Here is a 19,068-nt window from a genome sequence, read left to right as displayed (position 1 = left end):
TTTGATTTTGCTGTGATATAAATAGATGATCACTTAAAGAAATAATCAGCTATCAAAAATGTTAACAAAATTTTGGTTGTTGCAGTTACCCGTTGACGAAATTCAAGTAGAAAGAGTCAACGTTTTTTTGCAAACCATTAAAGAACAACTTGCCAATTTTGGTATTAAATTAGTAGGAGCAATTTTGCTCTGGATTGTCGGTCAATGGTTAATTAATAAAGGAGTTAAATTATTATCTCGCCTGTTAAAAAGACAGAATATTGATATAACCTTAATAGCCTATTTAAGTAACTTTATCATCGTTGCCCTAAAAATCATCCTCATTGTGGCGATTTTAGGCTATTTTGGCATCGAAACCACCTCTTTTGCGGCCCTACTCGCCGCCGCTGGTATCGCCATTGGTGCCGCTTGGGGAGGGCTTTTAGCCAACTTTGCAGCGGGAGTCTTTTTAATTCTATTTACTCCCTTTGCGGTAGGTGATTTTATCTCAGCGGCAGGGGTAACTGGTACAGTGGACGAGATTGGTTTATTTGTCACCACCATTAACACCCCTGATAATGTTAAAACCATTGTGGGTAATAACAGCATCTTTTCTGATAACATTCAAAATTATTCGGCTAACCCTTATCGTCGTGTGGATTTAGTTGCCCAATTAAATCATAATGCCGATCATCAAGAAGCCATTGCTTTGTTAAAACAAAAACTTCTCACCATTGCCAATGTAATTGATGCACCCGCACCCACGGTGGAGATTTTGGAATTTAATTTAGCTGGCCCTGTTTTAGCTGTACGTCCTTATTGTAATAATGACCATTATTGGCAAGTCTATTTTGACACGAACAAACTAATCCGAGAAACCTTTGGAGAGGCTGGTTATCCGATTCCTGAACAACATTACGCCGTAAGAGGGTTTGAAAAAGTAAGTTCCCATGGATAAGAGGTATTAAGTGTTAGGTTAAAATCTCTGTAATGTCAATTATTAGGATAATATTGGTTTTTAAAATTAATTGTTCACTATCAATTAGTATCTCATTTTCTAATTAATAAATAAGTACCAAACTACCATGGTTTACTTATTGGTGCTATACAATGAAAAGTATAGATAAGAAAAAAACAATAGGAGTAAACGAGTTTTGAATCGTCAATCAACCAATATATCCTCATTAATAGCAGCCATTGTAACCGCTTTTATTGTATTTATTGGACTTAATTCTTTCATCATCATCAACCCAGGGCAAACAGGGGTATTAAGCATCCTCGGTAAAGCCCAAGATCAACCATTATTAGAAGGTATCCACTTTAAACCTCCTATCGTTTCCGCTGTTGATATTTATGATGTGACAGTACAAAAATTTGAAGTACCCGCCCAAAGTTCCACCAAAGACTTACAAGATTTATCGGCTAGTTTTGCTATCAACTTCCGTCTTGATCCAGTCAAAGTAGTTGACATCAGAAGAACTCAGGGTACATTACAAAATATTGTAGCTAAAATTATTGCTCCTCAAACCCAAGAATCTTTTAAAATCGCAGCCGCTAGGCGCACTGTAGAAGAAGCAATCACCAAACGGAGTGAGTTGAAGGAAGACTTTGATAATGCTTTGACTTCTCGTCTTGACAAATATGGCATTATTGTGCTAGATACTAGCGTAGTAGATCTTGCTTTTTCTCCAGAATTTGCTAAGGCGGTAGAAGAAAAACAAATCGCTGAACAACGTTCTCAAAGGGCTGTTTACGTAGCGAAAGAAGCCGAACAGGAGGCTCAAGCCGACATTAATAGAGCTAAGGGTAGAGCAGAAGCTCAAAGACTATTAGCGGAAACCCTCAAGGCACAAGGGGGCGAGTTGGTACTACAGAAAGAGGCGATCGAAGCGTGGCGCAACGGTGGTTCTCAGATGCCTAAAGTATTGGTTATGGGAGGGGATTCTAAAGGTAGTGTTCCTTTCTTATTCAATCTCAATGATGTAGCTAAATAAAAATATTGGTGGGCATTGCCCACCCTACACATTATTTGGTGTATTTAATAATTAATTCTTCTTCGAGATCAAACAGTTTTAAGGCATATTTAATTTTTTCAAATTTACTATTACTATCTAAATTTCCCTCTATATAAAAGTTATTACTAATAGATACACTTTGTCTTAAACTATTTTTGTTTTTTTCATCTTTTAAAATAATTTTTGGTCCTAAATCGGAATTAAAAAATATTTCTGAATTTTGCTCAAATAATTTTTTAAATACTTCTGCATATAGTTTAGCTACTTCTTTGATTTGTAATTTCTCATCACAAAAAATTGCATACTCAAGTTTTTTACCCTTTGGCTCATCGGCATCAAAAATATTAACTTCCTCTGTTTCTTTATCGTTAATATCAATATCAGGATAACACCAGATTTTTAAAAAGTTTTTAGCCAAATCATTAAAACGTTTCTGAATCTCACTTTTATCCCATTTATCAAGATCCTCTAAATACTTATTAAGGTTTAAATTGCTGTATTTATATCCATAGTCTTTTAAGTCTCTTTTTTCAAGAAAAGGCTTATTTTTTAACTGAGCATTTACCCCAGATAAGGTTAAATTTGCTAATGTATGTAAATAATTATTTTTAATATCATCAAATTCCTCTTTACCTAAATCTTTTAACCATTGTGGATCTGGATTTTGAGGAAAAATATGTTCTATAGTAATTTTATTATCTAATATTACGGGTTCAAAGTTTTGGTAATATTCTAATTTTTCTAATAAATAAGTCCTATTTTTAGATTTTATATTATAAACATCTTTAAATTTGAGAGCGTCTAAAACCTCTTTATTGTTGGGAAATCTTTGACTTCCTTTTTTTTGTAATAGGGCTTTTTGTAGAGAAAATAAATAATTATTTGTATCTATTTTTTCATACAAATTCATAAAAATTTTATTTAAGCTATTGGTACTTAAGCCGATGATAAATCTTCTCCACACAAAAGATTGAACCACAAGAAGAATCTGAATAAAAGTATGTTTGTCTATTATTGTTTCTTCAAAATCAAAATAAACCTGCATTAGAAAAGGATAAGCTACATTTATTTCAAGGCGATTTATATACTCTAAGTCTTTTCTGATGTCTGTATCTTTTTCATTTTTAGGGTTGATTAATTTATTATAGTATTTAGCAAACCTTTTGATGGTTTTTAAAACTTCTTCTAAATTAACTTTATCTGGATATTTATTTTTAAATTCCTCATAAACTTTTGACTTATTGGGAATATTTTTATGGATTAAGGTTAAATAATCTCGAATAAAATCAGATACTTTACTAATATTTTTTACCTCATCCCTAGCTAAGTTTTCAATAATTAGCCAATAATCTTGATAAACTCTTTGTTGCTCATCAAGGTTTAAATCCATTAGAATATAATTTCTAATTAAATCAGCTTGAGACAAATCTAATCCTGTAGAATTAAGGCTTTCAAAGATTCTTTGAGGATCATCTTTTCCCCTTTCCAAAGATATTTCTACAAATATTAGTTTTTCTAAACCTTTTAAAACTACTTTATAATTATCTTCAATAATATTTTTTTCAAAGTAGTTAAAGTTATCAATTATTTTAGAATAACTGGTAATTTCTTCCGTGCGATCGCCCCGAATCAAATATTTTAAAGCTCGGTCATTATCTGAAGTTAATTTTAACTTTACTTTTTGCTCATCTTGTTTAACATATTGATTAACAATGTAAGTATTAAGAATCTCATTTGCCGTTTCTTCAATACCTAACTTTTTCGCTAAATGATAAATAGCTAAATAAACTAAAGTAATAGTCGTTAAACGTTGTTGCCCATCAATTATAGTTAACTCTCTGACAGTAGCGACAGTATGTAAATCATCATGAATAAAAACAATTCCCCCAATAAAATGGGTAGTAATATTGTCATTATTTCCTATGTCTAGGATGTCATTTAAAAGTTGCTCACATTGAGGAATAGACCAATCATAATTTCGTTGATAAACGGGGATAACAAATTGAGTTTTATACTGCTCTAAAAATTGAATTATTTTTGTTTCGTTGGCTTTCATTCCTACAACGTTTATACTTGCTTAATATCAAATCTAAATTATACACCGCAGGGGTTGAATATCATATGTTCAACCTCCATCCCCTTTCACGAAACATTTAGGTTATCTATCTTCAGGTACAGACATGATAGCCATAGTAACAATAGAACCCATTGAGAGAAAAAAAACTTTTTGCCTATTCTTTTATGATACCAAATCCTATTTAGATAGTATATGTATTTACTTGAAATGATTGAGGTTGATGATAGTTATTAGTCTACTCTTAGTTTAGGATTTGGTATGACTATTAATTTGCAGACACTAAGGGCGATCGCACTTTAATACATTCTTCAAAAATTATCTCAGAGTGTCAATAATCAGAGACGAAGGTTGTACTATCATTGCCATAGACTCCAGCAATTTCATGCTCATTAGTTTTCTCGAAATAGTAGTTATAGGTTGAGGTTACTTTGGGCTAAAATTGCCATAGCCATTATTTATAAATTATTGTATTAATGTTATTTACTAATCAAGAGAAAAAAGTAGAGATAAAATATTTACCAAATATCTCTGGAAACGAAGAAAATGGCGAAGATGTTGTTAAAGGATTAAGTAGTAATCCAAAAGTATTACCACCGAAGTATTTTTACGATCGCACTGGGTCATTATTATTCGAGAAAATATGTGATTTGCCAGAATATTATCCCACCCGCACCGAAACACAAATTTTAAAAACCGCCTCCCCAGAAATAGCTAATTTAACGGGTATTAGCGAATTAGTAGAATTGGGTAGCGGTAGTTCAACCAAAACAAGATTATTATTATCAGCCTATGAAAACATGGGCAAACCTTGGCGTTATATCCCCATCGATGTCAGCGGAGATATGCTCAAAAATAGCTCTTTACAGCTAGAAAAAGAATATTCTCATCTCTCCATTTTCGGTTTAGTGGGTACTTACGAACAGGCTTTATTTCATTTACCACCCAAGAAATTACCCTCACGGATGATTGTTTTTTTGGGTAGTACCCTCGGTAACTTTACCACCCTAGAGTGCGATCGCCTTTTTAACGAAGTAAGAGACGTACTAGAAGAAGGAGATTATTTTCTCTTGGGCATTGATTTACAAAAACCTGTGTCAGTGCTAGAAGCTGCCTATAACGACTCTCAGGGAGTCACAGCCCAATTTAACCTAAATATGCTATCCCACCTTAACCAACTTTTTGAGGGTGATTTTAACCCAAATAACTGGCATCACAAGGCGATTTATAACCAACATTTACATCAAATAGAGATGTATTTACATTGTCATCAAGGGCATCAAGTATCCTTAAAAAATCTGGATTTAACCGTAGATTTTGCAGATAATGACTTTATTTTGACAGAAATTTCTCGTAAATTCGATTTACAAAAGATGGAAGGGTTTTTAAAATCCCATGGTTTAAATACCATCAAATGTTGGACAGACGAAAAACAATGGTTTGGTTTGATTCTTGCCCAAGTCAGGAAAGGAATGGGGAACAGTTTATAGTTGATAAGTTGACCATTTTTATTTCAAGTTAACGAATAGGTACTTGATCTAAGAAGGATTTGGTAAATTAGACTCTGCTGGATAACTCATAAAGTTTTAATGATGAAAGGTTTGACCATAGTATGAGTATCAAAAAATACCTAACACTTATCATTATCCATTCTCAATTCTCCATTATCCATTAACCCCAACACTTTTTCATCAAAGCCCACAGAATTAATAACCCCCTATGGTATAATTTCTCCTAATAGTAGTTATTAGCCCATAGTAACTAAAAATAAAATCAAAGATATAAGGGTAGAAAATTGTTAAAAATAACGATTCAAGACCCGAAAACAATATAACGGATATAGTAAACTAATAATATCCAAGCAAAAAAACGATTAACACAATAGGAGGCGCGTAGTCAATGGGACTACCTTGGTATAGAGTACATACAGTAGTAATTAACGATCCAGGTCGCCTAATTTCTGTTCACTTAATGCACACCGCATTGGTGGCAGGTTGGGCTGGATCTATGGCTCTTTATGAGTTGGCAGTTTTTGATCCTAGCGATGCCGTTTTAAACCCCATGTGGAGACAAGGTATGTTTGTATTACCTTTCATGGCTCGTTTAGGTGTCACTGGTTCTTGGGGTGGCTGGAGTGTCACTGGAGAAACTGGTGTTAACCCCGGATTTTGGTCTTTTGAAGGAGTTGCGATCGCCCATATCGTCCTCTCTGGTTTATTATTCCTAGCGGCCGTATGGCACTGGGTATATTGGGATTTAGAACTATTTACCGATTCTCGTACTGGTGAACCCGCATTGGATTTACCTAAAATGTTCGGTATCCACCTATTCTTATCAGGAATCTTATGTTTCGGTTTTGGTGCATTCCACCTTACTGGTTTATGGGGTCCTGGAATGTGGGTATCCGATGCCTATGGCTTAACTGGTCATGTGCAACCTGTGGCCCCAGAGTGGGGACCTGCCGGGTTTAACCCCTTTAACCCTGGTGGTGTAGTTGCTCACCATATCGCCGCGGGTATTGTGGGTATTATTGCCGGATTGTTCCACCTCAGTGTTCGTCCCCCCGAAAAACTTTATAAAGCTCTTCGTATGGGTAACATTGAAACCGTACTTTCTAGCAGTATTGCCGCCGTATTCTTCGCTGCTTTCATCGTAGCTGGAACTATGTGGTATGGTAGCGCTACTACCCCCGTGGAACTATTTGGACCTACCCGTTATCAGTGGGACCAAGATTATTACCAACAAGAAATTCAGCGTCGTGTACAAAGTGCGATCGCACAGGGTTCAACTCCTTCCGAGGCTTGGGAAACTGTACCTGAAAAATTAGCCTTCTACGACTATGTAGGAAACAGCCCCGCCAAAGGTGGTTTATTCCGTACTGGTCCTATGGATAAAGGTGATGGTATCGCCCAAGGTTGGTTGGGACACCCTGTATTCAAAGATAAAGATGGCAGAGAATTAAGCGTTCGTCGTCTTCCCAACTTCTTTGAAACCTTCCCCGTCGTCTTAAGTGACTCTGATGGCGTAGTTCGTGCGGATATTCCTTTCCGTCGTGCAGAATCTGCCCTTAGTGTAGAACAAACTGGCGTTACCGTTTCTTTCTTAGGTGGTGACTTAGATGGTCAAACCTTCTCAGATCCCCTAGATGTGAAACGTTATGCCCGTAAAGCTCAATTAGGTGAACCTTTCGAGTTTGACACCGAAACCCTCAACTCCGATGGTGTATTCCGTACTAGCACCCGTGGTTGGTTTGCCTTCGGTCATGCTTGTTTCGCCTTATTATTCTTCTTTGGTCACATTTGGCACGGTGCCCGTACCTTATTCCGTGATGTATTCGCTGGTATCGACCCAGACTTAGATCCAGAACAGGTAGAATGGGGTCTATTCCAAAAATTAGGAGACAAATCTACTCGTACCCGCAGTGAATCTGCTTAATTGTTAACATGGAGTCAGGGTCTTATTTATTCAATACTTCCCTGATTTCATTTTTAGTAAATTTTCTAATCAACTGAGGAAAAAAAGTTATGGAAAGTGTTGCATATATTCTTGTATTAGCAATGATGATTTCAGTCTTATTCTTTGCCGTTGCTTTTCGTGAACCTCCCAAAATTCAGAAATAGGTTCAGAAGTTTAACTAATTTTGAATAGTCATCATTAAAGCATCTCTAAAATTATTTTTAGGGATGTTTTTTATTTTAAAAAAAGTTGATTCGTAACGGTGGAAAAGATTAATTTTCAATTCTTAGACGAGCAATAATAGATTCCGCAGGTACTTGGGCAATAATTTCTTTAATCACCGAAGAAGTGCCAAAACTTCCCCAAGTGCAACCATTTTCTAAATACACCTGAGCCGCTTTACCCACCACATAAGAGCCATATCCAGCAATACTACCTTGGGCTAACCCAGCCCCTGCAAAAGCCGTAAAATTAGCAGGGTTTTCCCACAAACTATTTATCGCCGTGCCTGTTTTTGCAAAACCTAACATGATCATCGTTACAACTTCTGCCACCATCAAACTAAGCAAACTTTTAACAATGGTTTGCCACAACTTCCCCGCCTCATAACTGGTAATGGGTAAACCATATAACCTTGCCAAAGCTCTAATCATGGTCAAATCGGCGATCGCCCCTACCATCAAATCCACAAGGGCAATGGGATTAACCGCCACTATCAAAGCCTTATATTTTGCGTATTGCCAGATAATCTTTTCCGCCTCCTTCTCTCGCAACATTACCGTTTTATGGGCAATATTTTCCTGAGCAATTCTCGCTTGATGAAGGGCATTCAAAGCCAACAAAGCCTTACCCTCCCGATTAAGAATTAGCAAAATTTTCTCCTTCAAACCATCCACCTGAGATGGCAAATGTTCCCACTCCTCCCTGAAAGTACCATCAGGCAATTCCACCCTTACCTTAATGGGCTGTGGCTGTGCCGCCACCATCACCACCTCATCAGGGGTAAGCAACGGCTGATTAGTTTCATTACTCAACTGCTGTAACTGCTGATAAATACTCTTAATATCCGTGTCAGGATATAAATCCACCTTATTAAACACCAACAACAAAGGCTTTTGACAACGACGCAACTCCAACAAAGCCAAATATTCCGTCCTAGTAATATCCCCCGCCACCACAAACAAAATTAAATCCGACTGACGACTAACTTCTCTCGCCATTTGCGCCCTGCTTTCCCCATCAATCTCATCCAAACCAGGGGTATCAATAAACTCAATTTCCACCTTCCCCGTAGGAGGTTGCCAACGGATAGACTTTGGCCACTTTGTAACCCCATTTATCGCCCCCGTAGCCAAAACATCTTCCCCCAAAAGAGCATTGATTACGGTGGATTTACCACGACTCACCAACCCAAAAGCTGATACCTTAATTACCTGTTGCTCTAATTTTTCCAATGCCCCTTTGAGGTTACGCAAATCATCCTTGACTGCCCCCTGTAACTTGGCATCGGGGGGATAATTCCAATGACGGCGACTACTAGCATACCAAGAAAGGGATTGTTGTAAACTGGCACGGGCTAAACCAATAACTGATGATACAGAAGGGGTTGTTTTCGATGTCATATTATTTGGGGGAATATTACTCCAATATCATTTTATCCTACCCCAAGGGACGTAACATGCTACGTCCCCTACAACCTAAAATCTCTTATTTAGAAGCTAACTCCTCGGCTTTTTGACGAATAATTTTAGTAGCCTCTACCATATTACTCAGGGCGGGAATAACCTCTTCCCAGTGACGAGTTTTTAGTCCACAATCGGGATTTACCCAAATTTGTTGTAATGGTAGATTTTTAATTCCTTCTTCTAATTGTTTTACCATTTGTTCGGTAGAAGGTACTACGGGGCTATGAATATCATAAACTCCATTGCCGATTTGGTGGTTATATCCTGCGGTGGTTACTTCCTCGAGGGTGCGATTATTGCTACGGCTATTTTCGATGGAGATAACGTCGGCATCCATTTTTTCGATGTCTTTGATAATATCTCCAAATTCGGAATAACACATATGAGTATGTATTTGTGTTACAGGAAGGGCGATCGCACTGGCTAATCGAAAAGCATCCACCGCCCATGTGAGATAATCAGCCCAGAGAGACGTTTTTAGGGGTAATCCTTCCCTGAAAGCTGGTTCATCCATCTGAATGATTAACGCCCCAGCCTCTTGTAAATCAGCCACCTCCCCTTGAAGCGCCAAACCGATTTGGAAGGCTTGATGTTTACGGGAAATATCTGCACGGGGAAAAGACCAATTTAACATGGTTACGGGGCCAGTTAACATACCTTTAACAGGTTTATCTGTCAGGGCTTGAGCCACCTTAAACTCTCTTACCGTCATCGCCTCACTTCTTTCCACATCCCCAAAAATAATGGGGGGACGTACATAACGACTACCATAACTTTGTACCCAGCCCGACTCAGTGAAGGCAAAACCAGACAGCTTTTGTCCAAAAAATTCTACCATGTCGGTGCGTTCAAATTCCCCATGTACCAACACATCTAAGCCAATATCTTCTTGTAATTTAATACACTCAGCAATTTCCTTGTCAATGGCTTCCTGATATTCTTGTAAACTCAACTCTCCTTTTTTGTAATTAAGTCTTAACCTTCTCACCTCCTTAGTTTGAGGAAATGAGCCAATGGTGGTAGTAGGGAAAATTGGTAACTGTATTTGTTCCTTAATTCTTTCTTGGTATGATAAAGTGCGATCGAAATCTTTATTGGTTAAACCATCAACCTTCTCTTGCACCAAGGGGCGATGGGGGGCAAAAGCCTTAAATGATGTCCACCTTTCATCCTTTTGCTGCCAAAACTGTTCATTTCCTTCCCCAGAAAGCATTTTTAGCTCAATTAATTTTTGTTGGGCAAAACTAAGGACATTTCTAAGGGGCGCTGGTAAATTAACCTCCCTTTCCACATCTAAAGGTACAAACTGCAAGGAAGCCGAAGGTTGAATACTAATATTAGTGGTAACTGCTTTAACTGTTTTTAAAACATCCTGCACCTGTGCATAATTAACCTGCCACACATTACGCGCATCCACAATGCCTACGCCTAAACGTTTATCGGTGGGAAATCCATGCTGTTTGAGTAAATCTAAGTTATTACCCCTCGTAAAATCGAGACTGATGGCTTCAACGGGTAAATTACTTACCCAACCATAGTTATTACCCAAATCCTCAAAATAAGTCACCAAATTAATAGATAAACCCACTTGGCTAAAAATTTTATAGGCTTTGATAGTCGCTTCTTTTACCTCTGCGGTTTCATTGGTGACTAAAATAGGCTCATGAATTTGTACTTCTGCTATGCCATAACCTTTTAATTCTTCAAGTAAAGATTGATATAAAGGCAATAATTTTTCTACATTTTCGATTAAACTACCTTCATATCTACTAAGGGCAACAAGAGTTACAGGGCTAATAATAATAGGGTTAGCACCTTTACCTAAAATATCTTGTCCTCGTTTTACTTGATTTAAAAACCCTTGAAAATTATTACGGGGTTGACAGTCTGCCTCAATTTCAGGCACAAGATAATGATAGTTAGTATCAAACCATTTTGTCATTTCTAAGGCTGGAATACCATCAGCGCCCCGGGCCATGGCAAAATATTGTTGTAAGCCATTAAAAGACTGAAAACGAGAGGGAATTAAACCCAGATAAACAGTCCAGTCTAAAATATGATCATATAAACTCATATCTCCCACGGCAATTAAATCTATCCCTGCATCTATTTGTTTTTGCCAGTTTAGTTTTTCTATCTCTTCAATGGTGTTAAGAAGTTCATCGGAACTACTTTTCTTTGCCCAATAGGATTCTAAGGCTCTTTTTACTTCTCTTTTTTCGCCGATGCGAGGGTATCCGAGGGTTACGGTAGTCAATGAATTTGATGTATTTGTCATGGATGTTGAGATTGGTATTTTAAATAATGGATGGGTAAATTTAACCGCATACAAATATACGGCTTATCTAATTTTTTGCACTGTGAAATTACGCCAAATTAGGGAATATTTATAAGTAGGAAAAACATCGATAATTTTTCCACTACTTTTTTATTCCTATGAGCTATGGGGAATATTCATTAACTATCTCAAAAATGGGGTGCGACGATAATTTTGCCCAGAGTTAACTAATTCATAGCCATTCCTTTTCGGGATTTGGGGTAGCGATAAGCCTTGAGATATAAAGATACAAGAAGGCTAAGAATAACTATGACAATATAACTCCATACTTTCCCCCATGGGGGCATAAGTGCCAAACTATCAATGTCTAATTAAGATTAGTAATGATGATTATGAAGGCTCTTAAGATTCTGAAAAGTACTGAGGGTCATATTTTCAGGGTTAAGAGTGATCTTATTTGTAATACTTTTTCAGTGTGCTACTGATAATCTAACCAGCGATTATGGTTATGGAATAAAAATATTCTAGGTTGTTGTAATACCATCATCTGTGCCTCGCAGATAAATTTAATAACATGGTGAATCATCGGTGGGCATTCTGACTTATGGTAAATTTTACCAATTACAGTTGCGGGACAGCGTTGGATTTGCACCAATCTTTCCCCCTTATGTTCAATAATTTTTTTACAATTATTAAAACCGAATGATTAAGATAATAGCATAGTTAATTCTTTTTTTGCAATTAAACTTGTCTAGTTTTTTTAGTGACTAATTAATGATTAATCATGAACAATTGAACTGTAATTGATTTTGTTTTTGTGATTTTTTCCTCATCATAATAATAGCCTATGGGTGAGCAATGCCCACCCTACTTTAATTTTTACCGTGGGGAGAAAGAAACTAACTACCGTGATAGGCAGTAATATATAAATCTTTCATATCTTTAATCAAAGGATAGCGAGGATTACTACCTGTACATTGATCATCGAAGGCTTCTTCTGCTAAAGTGGCGATCGCCCCTAAAAATTCTTCTTCGGTGCCAGTATAAACCTCCTTAATAGAAGCTGGAATATTTACCGCCCGTTTCAGGTTTTCCACCGCCTCAATGAGTAACTCCACTTTTTCCTCCTCCGTTTCACCCCCCAAATGGAGATAGTCAGCAATTTGGGCATAACGGTATTTGGCGTTAGGATATTTGTACTGAGAAAAAATAGCCTGTTTAAAAGGGGCATCGGTGGCGTTATAACGAATTACATGGGAAATCATCAGGGCATTAGCCAAACCATGGGGAATATGGAAGCGAGAACCCAATTTGTGAGCCAAAGAATGGCAAATACCAAGGAACGCATTAGCGAAGGACATCCCCGCAATGGTGGCTGCATAGTGGACTTTTTCCCTTGCCTTAACGTCTTTTGCCCCTTCATTATAGGAGCGGGGTAGATAGTCGAAAATCAAACCGATGGCTTTGAGTGCCAAACCACTGGTAAATTCCGTTGAATAGGCAGAAACGTAGGATTCAAGGGCGTGGGTGAGCGCATCTATGCCCCCAAAAGCCGTTAAACCCTTGGGCATATTTAACACCAATTCAGGATCAACGATGGCAATATTTGGAGTAAGGGCGTAGTCCGCCAAAGGATATTTAGCCCCCGTGCGATCGTCTGTTACCACCGCAAAGGGAGTGACTTCCGAACCCGTGCCAGAGGTGGTAGGAATGGCTACCATGATGGCTTTTTGCCCCAAAGGAGGTAGATCATATACCCGTTTGCGAATGTCCATAAAACGGGTGGCAATGCCTTCAAATTCGATGTCTGGATGTTCATACAACAACCACATGATTTTGGCTGCATCCATGGGGGAACCTCCTCCCACCGCTATGATTACATCAGGGTGAAAGCTATTCATGCGCTCCAAGCCACGGTTTACGGTGCTTAAACTGGGATCTGGTTCTACATCAGAAAATACATCGAACTTCATGCCCAACTGTTCCAAGACGCTCTCGATTTTGCTAGTAATTCCGAGATCATATAAGGGGCGATCGGTTACAATAAAAGCTCGATGTTTTCCTGCCAAATCTCCCAATGCCACAGGCAAACAACCATATTTAAAATATACCTTCGGCGGTACCCTAAACCAGAGCATATTTTCTCGACGTTCGGTAATGGTTTTCACGTTTAAAAGGTGAGATACTCCCACATTACCACTGATGGAGTTACCCCCCCAACTACCACAACCAAGGGTAAGGGAAGGATCGAGACGGAAGTTATATAAATCTCCGATCGCACCCATAGAAGCAGGAGTATTAACCAAAACCCTACTGGTTTCCATCCTTGCTTCAAAATATTCTATATGTTCATGGTCATCTTGGGCGATATAAATTACCGAAGTATGTCCTCTTCCTCCAAACTCCACTAACTTGGCTGCTTTGGCGGTACCATCTTCCAAATCCCTAGCTCGATACATGGCAAGGATGGGGGATAATTTTTCATAGGATAAAGGCTCATTAATGCCAATATCTTCTACCTCAGCAATTAATACCTTACTCTCTGGGGGAATGACAATATTAGCTAACTCAGCAATTTGGATTACCGACTGCCCTACAATGTCCGCATTGAGACGACCATCTTTTAAGATAACTTGCCGTAAATTTTCCGTTTCTTCTGGGGTAGTAAAATAAGCCCCCCTAAACTCAAATTCTTTCCTAAACTCGTCATAAATGTCATTTTCCACAATTACCGACTGCTCAGAGGCACATATCATGCCATTATCAAAGGTTTTACTGAGCATAATGGAAGAAACAGCCATTCTTATATCCGCACTACGGGCTACAAAAGCGGGAGTATTACCAGCCCCCACCCCAAGGGAAGGATGTCCAGAGGAGTAAGCCGCTTTCACCATGCCAGGCCCCCCCGTGGCGAGGATTAACTTAATTTCGGGGTGTTGCATCAACCCCTGAGACACTTCTAGGGTAGGCTCTTCTATACAACCGATGATGTCGGCAGGGGCGCCCGCAGCTACAGCCGCTTCTAAAATAACCTTGGTGGCTTCTACGGTACATTTTTTTGCCCGAGGATGGGGAGATAAAATGATTCCATTGCGAGTTTTGAGGGCTAAAAGAGTTTTAAAAACAGCTGTGGAAGTGGGGTTGGTGGTGGGAATAATTCCTGCAATTAATCCTATGGGTTCGGCGACTTTTTCTATGCCATAAAAATCATCTTTTTCGATAACTCCGCAGGTTTTTTCGTCACGATATTTATTATAAATAATTTCTGAGGCAAAATGATTTTTTATTACTTTATCTTCTACTATACCCATCCCTGTTTCTTCACAAGCTATTTTTGCTAAAGGAATACGGGCATCATTCGCAGCGAGGGCAGCTCTTTTAAAAATACGATCTACTTGTTCTTGGCTAAATGTTGCGTAAATTTTTTGGGCTTTTTTTACTTTAGCAATTAATTCTTCTAGTTGAGCTAATTGGTTTTGATTATCATTCATAATTTACTCCTTGATAAAGTAGATAAAAAGAGATTTATCAAGTAGCACCTAAATAAAATTGATTAGAGATTTTTAAATAAGTGTTTTTTACTTGTCTCTACTTTGATCTTAGATCTGAATCATGGGTGTTGTTGTGAAATATAAACTTTCCTTCACAATTACTTTTTATTTTCCTTTTTATGGCATTGTCAAAGAGTAATTAATGGTATCTATGGTTTATGGTTTATGGGCTAAGATAATAATTTGATGTTAAACTAATTTTGCTTTTTATTGCCGATCGCACTGACAAATTTTTTTGTAAAACTACTTTTGATAATGAACGTTGATGAATTACTAAGATTATATTCTCAGGGACAAAGAGAATTTAGTCGTCTCAGTCTTTCGGCCAGTGAAATAATTCAGGTCAATTTAACTCAAATTGAATTAAATCATAGTGATTTGAGTTGGAGTAATTTAAGCTCAACGGATTTGAGTGGTGCTAATCTCAGCCATGCTGACTTGGTAAACGCAAGAATTATTAGCTCTCGTTTTATAGGCGCTAATTTACAACATACGGATTTTAGTTACAGTGACTTGAGTTGGAGTAATCTCAACAGTGCTGATTTAAGCTACGCAGATTTAAGTTATGCCAATTTATCGAATACTTTTCTTTCCAATGCCAATTTTATGGGGGCGAATTTGACAGGGGCGAATCTGACGGGGGCGACTCTAACGGGGGGAAATTTTACTAGGGCAAACTTAACAGAAGCTGATTTGAGCGGTTTAAATTTGATGGAGGCAGATTTTAGTTGGGCAGATTTGTCGGTTTCTAATTTGGAAGGATGTAATTTAAGTGAGGCTAATTTTAGCCGTGGGGATTTGAGAAAGGCTAATTTAAAAAATTCTATTTTGGAGGGTTTATTTCTTCATCAGGCGAATTTATCTAAGGCAAATTTGAGGGGGGCAAATTTTTCGGGGGCGGTGTTGCACGGCTTGGGAGGTAAAAGGTTTACTTTATCACCCCTGAGAAAGAAGACGGGGGGCAAGGGGCAAATTATTTTTGTTCATGCTACCTTGAGGGGGGCTAATCTGTCGGGGGCTAATCTGGAAAATGCCTATGTTAGCCATGGTTATTTACAGGGGGCTACTTTTGAGAGTGCCAATTTACAGGGGGCAAATTTTATGGAGGCGGATTTGGAAGGGGCAGATTTGAGGGGGGCAGATTTGAGAAATAGTACCTTGGGAGGTGCTAATTTGAAGGAAACTATTATGCCCGATGGTTCTACTCATCCTTAATTTTTGGGCTACATTTAGTTAACTGTTACTTTCAAACATTATACTGTTGCGAAATATGTCTTTCTGTGAGATCCCCTAGAGTATAATATTTATAAGATTTAGAAGTTTCAACGGTTTTCGGATTTTGATCATAGAGGATTATAATGACCAGTGCTTATGTACTAATTTTTGCGGTGTTAATATTGGGGGGGTTAATTGCGGCTCTGGGCGATCGCATTGGTACGAAAGTAGGTAAAGCTCGGTTAAGATTATTTAATCTACGACCCAAACAAACGGCGATCGTAGTATCTATTGTTACAGGTATATCAATTTCCGCTTCTACTTTGGGAATACTATTCGCCCTCAGTGCTTCTTTGCGTCAAGGAATATTTCAGTTAGATGAAATTCTTAGCCGTCGTCGGGAAGTGGAAGAGGAGTTGGCCCAGGTGACGGAAGAAAAAAGCAGGGTAGCAAGGGATTTGGAGGAAGCCCAACAGCGTCAAGAGGAAGCCAGAAATATTTTACTCAGCACAGAACAAGAATTAACAGATACTCAGGAGTTATTGGACGAAATATATGAGCAAACCCAAAGTTTAGCGGCGGAGGTACAAGCCATTGAGCAGGAAAAGGCAACTTTATTAGAAGAAAAAAATAATATTCAAGAAGAAAGTGTTGCTTTACAGACACAAATTAGAGAGAAAGATCAAGAACTTAGTTTAAGATTGGATGAAATTAGTGAGCAGGAAAAAGTGTTGGCGTTGCAGTCAACAACCCTACAAGAATTACAAAAACAACAGCAAGATTTACGGGCAGAAATTCAGTTTCGAGATAGGCAAATTAGCAGTTTAGACAGTGCGATCGCCCAGAGAGATCAAACATTAACAGAAAAAGAAGAATTATTATCTCAACTAGAAAGAGATCGTAAATTTTTTGAAAGAGAAATACAAGTATTAGAACAATATTATCGCACCTATCAAGACCTAAGAGAAAGACCGATCGCCCTAGTGAGAGGACAGCTAATAACCATTACCCTCGTTAAGGTTGAAGATAACACGAACCTAGAAGAATTAATCGATGGTGTCCTCAATGAAGCCAATAGGGGAGCCATGAGAATTTTAGGTTATGGAGAAGAATCATCCAGTAGAAGATTTGTACAAATAAGCACGGCTCAGGTGGAACAAATGCGAAGTCAACTAACTAAAAAAGGAGAGTATTTAATACAAATTTTAGCTGCAGGTAACTATGTTCAAGGAGAAGAAACCGTAAGAATTTTTACTGATGTTTCACCCAATGAAACAGTTTATCAAAAGGATGAAATTATAGCATTATCTAACATCGAATCCGATGATATATCCAATAATAATATCCAAGAAAAACTAGACTTTCTTCTCTCAGTAACTCAATTTAGGGCAAGACAAGAAGGAGTGTTAGGACGCATTGTCATCGGTGATGGACAATTGATTTCTCTCGTTAACTTTATTCAAGAGTTAGAAGGCTCTAATCAAGGGGTGGACGAAATTAGAGCGGTGGCTAGTAACACCACCTATAGCTCAGGCCCTTTACAAGTTAATCTATTGGTTATGTATCAAGGGCAAGAAATTATGAGACTTTAGAATTTTCCAGTAAGATATACTGGTACTACTATTTTTTTCCAACCGTGGGTATATGTTTCATCATCTGATTCCCTTTTATGATAACGAAGTTGAAAAGTGGTGCTTTGAGGCAAGATTAGTACGATGGCTAACTTTCATCTGGTTGTCGTTGGGATTAGTGATTTTATTTTCTGCTTCTTATCCTGTTTCTCTTACCAATAATGGTAATGGATGGTACATTTTTTCTCGACAGGCTATATGGATTTATCTCGGTTTGATAATGGGCAAAATCGTTTATAGAATGCCCATCAAACAAATTTTAAAATTTGCACCCTATGGTTATGGTTTTGTCTTAATACTTGTATTGGCAACCATTTTTGGCTTGGGGGTAAATGTTAATGGTGCGGAAAGATGGTTAAGTTTGGGCCCTATTCAAATCCAACCCTCAGAGCTTTTAAAACCCTTAATCGTAATACAAAGTGCCTATGTTTTTGGTACATGGGATCGCAAAACATGGTGGTTTAAAGGGTTTTGGTTGTTAATATTTGGCGTTAGTTTAGTGGCGATTTTGGTTCAACCAAATTTAAGTACCACTGCCCTATGTGGTATGACTTTTTGGTTAATTGCTTTGGCGGCAGGAGTGCCTTTAGCTCAACTATTTGGAGTAGCTATTTTGGGGCTGGTGATGGCTTTTATCAGTGTCAATAATAACGAGTATCAAATGAAGAGGATAACATCTTTTCGTGACCCTTGGGCTGATGCTAGGGGAGATGGTTATCAATTAGTGCAAAGTATTATTGCCATTGGCTCTGGAAGGCTTTCAGGGTTAGGATTTGGAATGTCTCAACAAAAGTTATTCTATCTTCCTTTTCAAGATACTGACTTTATTTTTGCTGTTTTTGGGGAAGAATTTGGTTTTATCGGTGCGATCGCTCTTCTCCTCTTTTTAGGGACTTATGCTACCATGGGCTTGATTGTGGTACTAAAATCTAGCCATCCTATTAACAAACTAATAGCCCTAGGCTCTATAGTAATGCTCATTGGTCAATCCCTGATAAACATGGGAGTAGCCGTCGGCGTGTTACCCACCACAGGGGTACCTTTCCCTATGTTAAGTTATGGGGGAAGCTCAGTATTAAGTAGTATCTTACTCGCATCCCTTTTAATTCGAGTAGCCATAGAAGTCGAACCAGAAGAAGCCATAATTTCTACCTACAATCAAGAATTAAGCCCAGAAAAATAGC

General features: G+C 38.1%; 12 protein-coding genes and 1 riboswitch. Of the genes, 8 read left to right on the top strand and 4 right to left on the bottom strand.

All coding sequences use genetic code 11. The features are described from left to right. The first annotated feature begins 58 nt into the window (after nucleotides 1-58). Together A5482_RS14330 and A5482_RS14325 are read left to right on the top strand one after the other, a co-directional pair. Nucleotides 59-937 carry a mechanosensitive ion channel family protein gene (locus tag A5482_RS14330; RefSeq protein ID WP_069790293.1) on the top strand — a complete coding sequence of 293 codons (879 nt, stop codon included), beginning with the start codon at nucleotides 59-61 and terminating at the stop codon, nucleotides 935-937. Between the two features lie 196 nt (nucleotides 938-1,133). Continuing rightward, nucleotides 1,134-1,973, top strand: coding sequence for a prohibitin family protein (locus tag A5482_RS14325; RefSeq protein WP_069790292.1), 840 nt, complete (start codon nucleotides 1,134-1,136; stop codon nucleotides 1,971-1,973). A gap of 31 nt (nucleotides 1,974-2,004) precedes the next feature. Here A5482_RS14325 and A5482_RS14320 read toward each other — a convergent pair whose 3' ends face one another. Further along, nucleotides 2,005-4,050 carry a DUF262 domain-containing protein gene (locus tag A5482_RS14320; RefSeq protein WP_069790291.1) on the bottom strand — a complete coding sequence of 682 codons (2,046 nt, stop codon included), beginning with the start codon at nucleotides 4,048-4,050 and terminating at the stop codon, nucleotides 2,005-2,007. Nucleotides 4,051-4,544: 494 nt separating this feature from the next. Here A5482_RS14320 and egtD point away from each other — a divergent pair, with 494 nt between their 5' ends. From egtD to A5482_RS14305, 3 genes are all read left to right on the top strand, one after another. Then, complete coding sequence (gene egtD, locus A5482_RS14315; RefSeq protein ID WP_069790290.1) at nucleotides 4,545-5,558, top strand: L-histidine N(alpha)-methyltransferase; 1,014 nt, start codon at nucleotides 4,545-4,547, stop codon at nucleotides 5,556-5,558. Nucleotides 5,559-5,967: 409 nt separating this feature from the next. Continuing rightward, nucleotides 5,968-7,503: a photosystem II chlorophyll-binding protein CP47 gene (gene psbB / locus A5482_RS14310; protein WP_069790289.1), complete on the top strand. Its 1,536-nt coding sequence runs from the start codon at nucleotides 5,968-5,970 to the stop codon at nucleotides 7,501-7,503. An 89-nt stretch (nucleotides 7,504-7,592) separates the two neighbouring features. Continuing rightward, on the top strand, nucleotides 7,593-7,688 hold the full coding sequence (locus A5482_RS14305; RefSeq protein ID WP_069790288.1) for a photosystem II reaction center protein T: 96 nt from the start codon (nucleotides 7,593-7,595) through the stop codon (nucleotides 7,686-7,688). A 108-nt stretch (nucleotides 7,689-7,796) separates the two neighbouring features. Here A5482_RS14305 and A5482_RS14300 read toward each other — a convergent pair whose 3' ends face one another. From A5482_RS14300 to adhE, 3 genes are all read right to left on the bottom strand, one after another. Beyond that, nucleotides 7,797-9,146 (bottom strand): GTP-binding protein, encoded by a 1,350-nt coding sequence (locus A5482_RS14300; RefSeq protein ID WP_069790287.1) that lies wholly within the window; start codon nucleotides 9,144-9,146, stop codon nucleotides 7,797-7,799. An 85-nt stretch (nucleotides 9,147-9,231) separates the two neighbouring features. Further along, nucleotides 9,232-11,487 (bottom strand): 5-methyltetrahydropteroyltriglutamate--homocysteine S-methyltransferase, encoded by a 2,256-nt coding sequence (gene metE, locus A5482_RS14295; protein ID WP_069790286.1) that lies wholly within the window; start codon nucleotides 11,485-11,487, stop codon nucleotides 9,232-9,234. Between the two features lie 571 nt (nucleotides 11,488-12,058). Further along, nucleotides 12,059-12,205: riboswitch (cobalamin riboswitch) on the bottom strand. A gap of 181 nt (nucleotides 12,206-12,386) precedes the next feature. After that, nucleotides 12,387-14,978 carry a bifunctional acetaldehyde-CoA/alcohol dehydrogenase gene (gene adhE / locus A5482_RS14290; RefSeq protein ID WP_069790285.1) on the bottom strand — a complete coding sequence of 864 codons (2,592 nt, stop codon included), beginning with the start codon at nucleotides 14,976-14,978 and terminating at the stop codon, nucleotides 12,387-12,389. A 315-nt stretch (nucleotides 14,979-15,293) separates the two neighbouring features. Between adhE and A5482_RS14285 the strand changes: the two genes are divergently transcribed. The 3 genes from A5482_RS14285 to A5482_RS14275 all read left to right on the top strand — a co-directional run bounded on the left by A5482_RS14285 (nucleotide 15,294) and on the right by A5482_RS14275 (nucleotide 19,067). After that, nucleotides 15,294-16,253 carry a pentapeptide repeat-containing protein gene (locus A5482_RS14285; protein WP_446684783.1) on the top strand — a complete coding sequence of 320 codons (960 nt, stop codon included), beginning with the start codon at nucleotides 15,294-15,296 and terminating at the stop codon, nucleotides 16,251-16,253. Between the two features lie 143 nt (nucleotides 16,254-16,396). Continuing rightward, nucleotides 16,397-17,845 carry a DUF3084 domain-containing protein gene (locus tag A5482_RS14280; protein WP_069790284.1) on the top strand — a complete coding sequence of 483 codons (1,449 nt, stop codon included), beginning with the start codon at nucleotides 16,397-16,399 and terminating at the stop codon, nucleotides 17,843-17,845. Nucleotides 17,846-17,897: 52 nt separating this feature from the next. Next, nucleotides 17,898-19,067, top strand: a complete 1,170-nt coding sequence (locus A5482_RS14275) for an FtsW/RodA/SpoVE family cell cycle protein (protein ID WP_069790283.1) — start codon at nucleotides 17,898-17,900, stop codon at nucleotides 19,065-19,067. The last annotated feature ends 1 nt before the right edge of the window (nucleotide 19,068 follow it).

The sequence above is a fragment of the Cyanobacterium sp. IPPAS B-1200 genome (assembly GCF_001747005.2).
Taxonomy (GTDB): Bacteria; Cyanobacteriota; Cyanobacteriia; order Cyanobacteriales; family Cyanobacteriaceae; genus Cyanobacterium.
Note: the sequence above shows the minus strand (reverse complement) of the source record. Positions and strands in the feature narration are given on the sequence as shown.

Coding starts and splice junctions, on each gene's coding strand:
- A5482_RS14330 (WP_069790293.1), top strand. CDS start 59: ATGTTAACAAAATTTTGGTTGTTGCAGTTACCCGTTGACGAAATTCAA.
- A5482_RS14320 (WP_069790291.1), bottom strand. CDS start 4,050: ATGAAAGCCAACGAAACAAAAATAATTCAATTTTTAGAGCAGTATAAA.
- egtD (WP_069790290.1), top strand. CDS start 4,545: ATGTTATTTACTAATCAAGAGAAAAAAGTAGAGATAAAATATTTACCA.
- psbB (WP_069790289.1), top strand. CDS start 5,968: ATGGGACTACCTTGGTATAGAGTACATACAGTAGTAATTAACGATCCA.
- A5482_RS14305 (WP_069790288.1), top strand. CDS start 7,593: ATGGAAAGTGTTGCATATATTCTTGTATTAGCAATGATGATTTCAGTC.
- A5482_RS14300 (WP_069790287.1), bottom strand. CDS start 9,146: ATGACATCGAAAACAACCCCTTCTGTATCATCAGTTATTGGTTTAGCC.
- metE (WP_069790286.1), bottom strand. CDS start 11,487: ATGACAAATACATCAAATTCATTGACTACCGTAACCCTCGGATACCCT.
- adhE (WP_069790285.1), bottom strand. CDS start 14,978: ATGAATGATAATCAAAACCAATTAGCTCAACTAGAAGAATTAATTGCT.
- A5482_RS14285 (WP_446684783.1), top strand. CDS start 15,294: ATGAACGTTGATGAATTACTAAGATTATATTCTCAGGGACAAAGAGAA.
- A5482_RS14280 (WP_069790284.1), top strand. CDS start 16,397: ATGACCAGTGCTTATGTACTAATTTTTGCGGTGTTAATATTGGGGGGG.
- A5482_RS14275 (WP_069790283.1), top strand. CDS start 17,898: ATGTTTCATCATCTGATTCCCTTTTATGATAACGAAGTTGAAAAGTGG.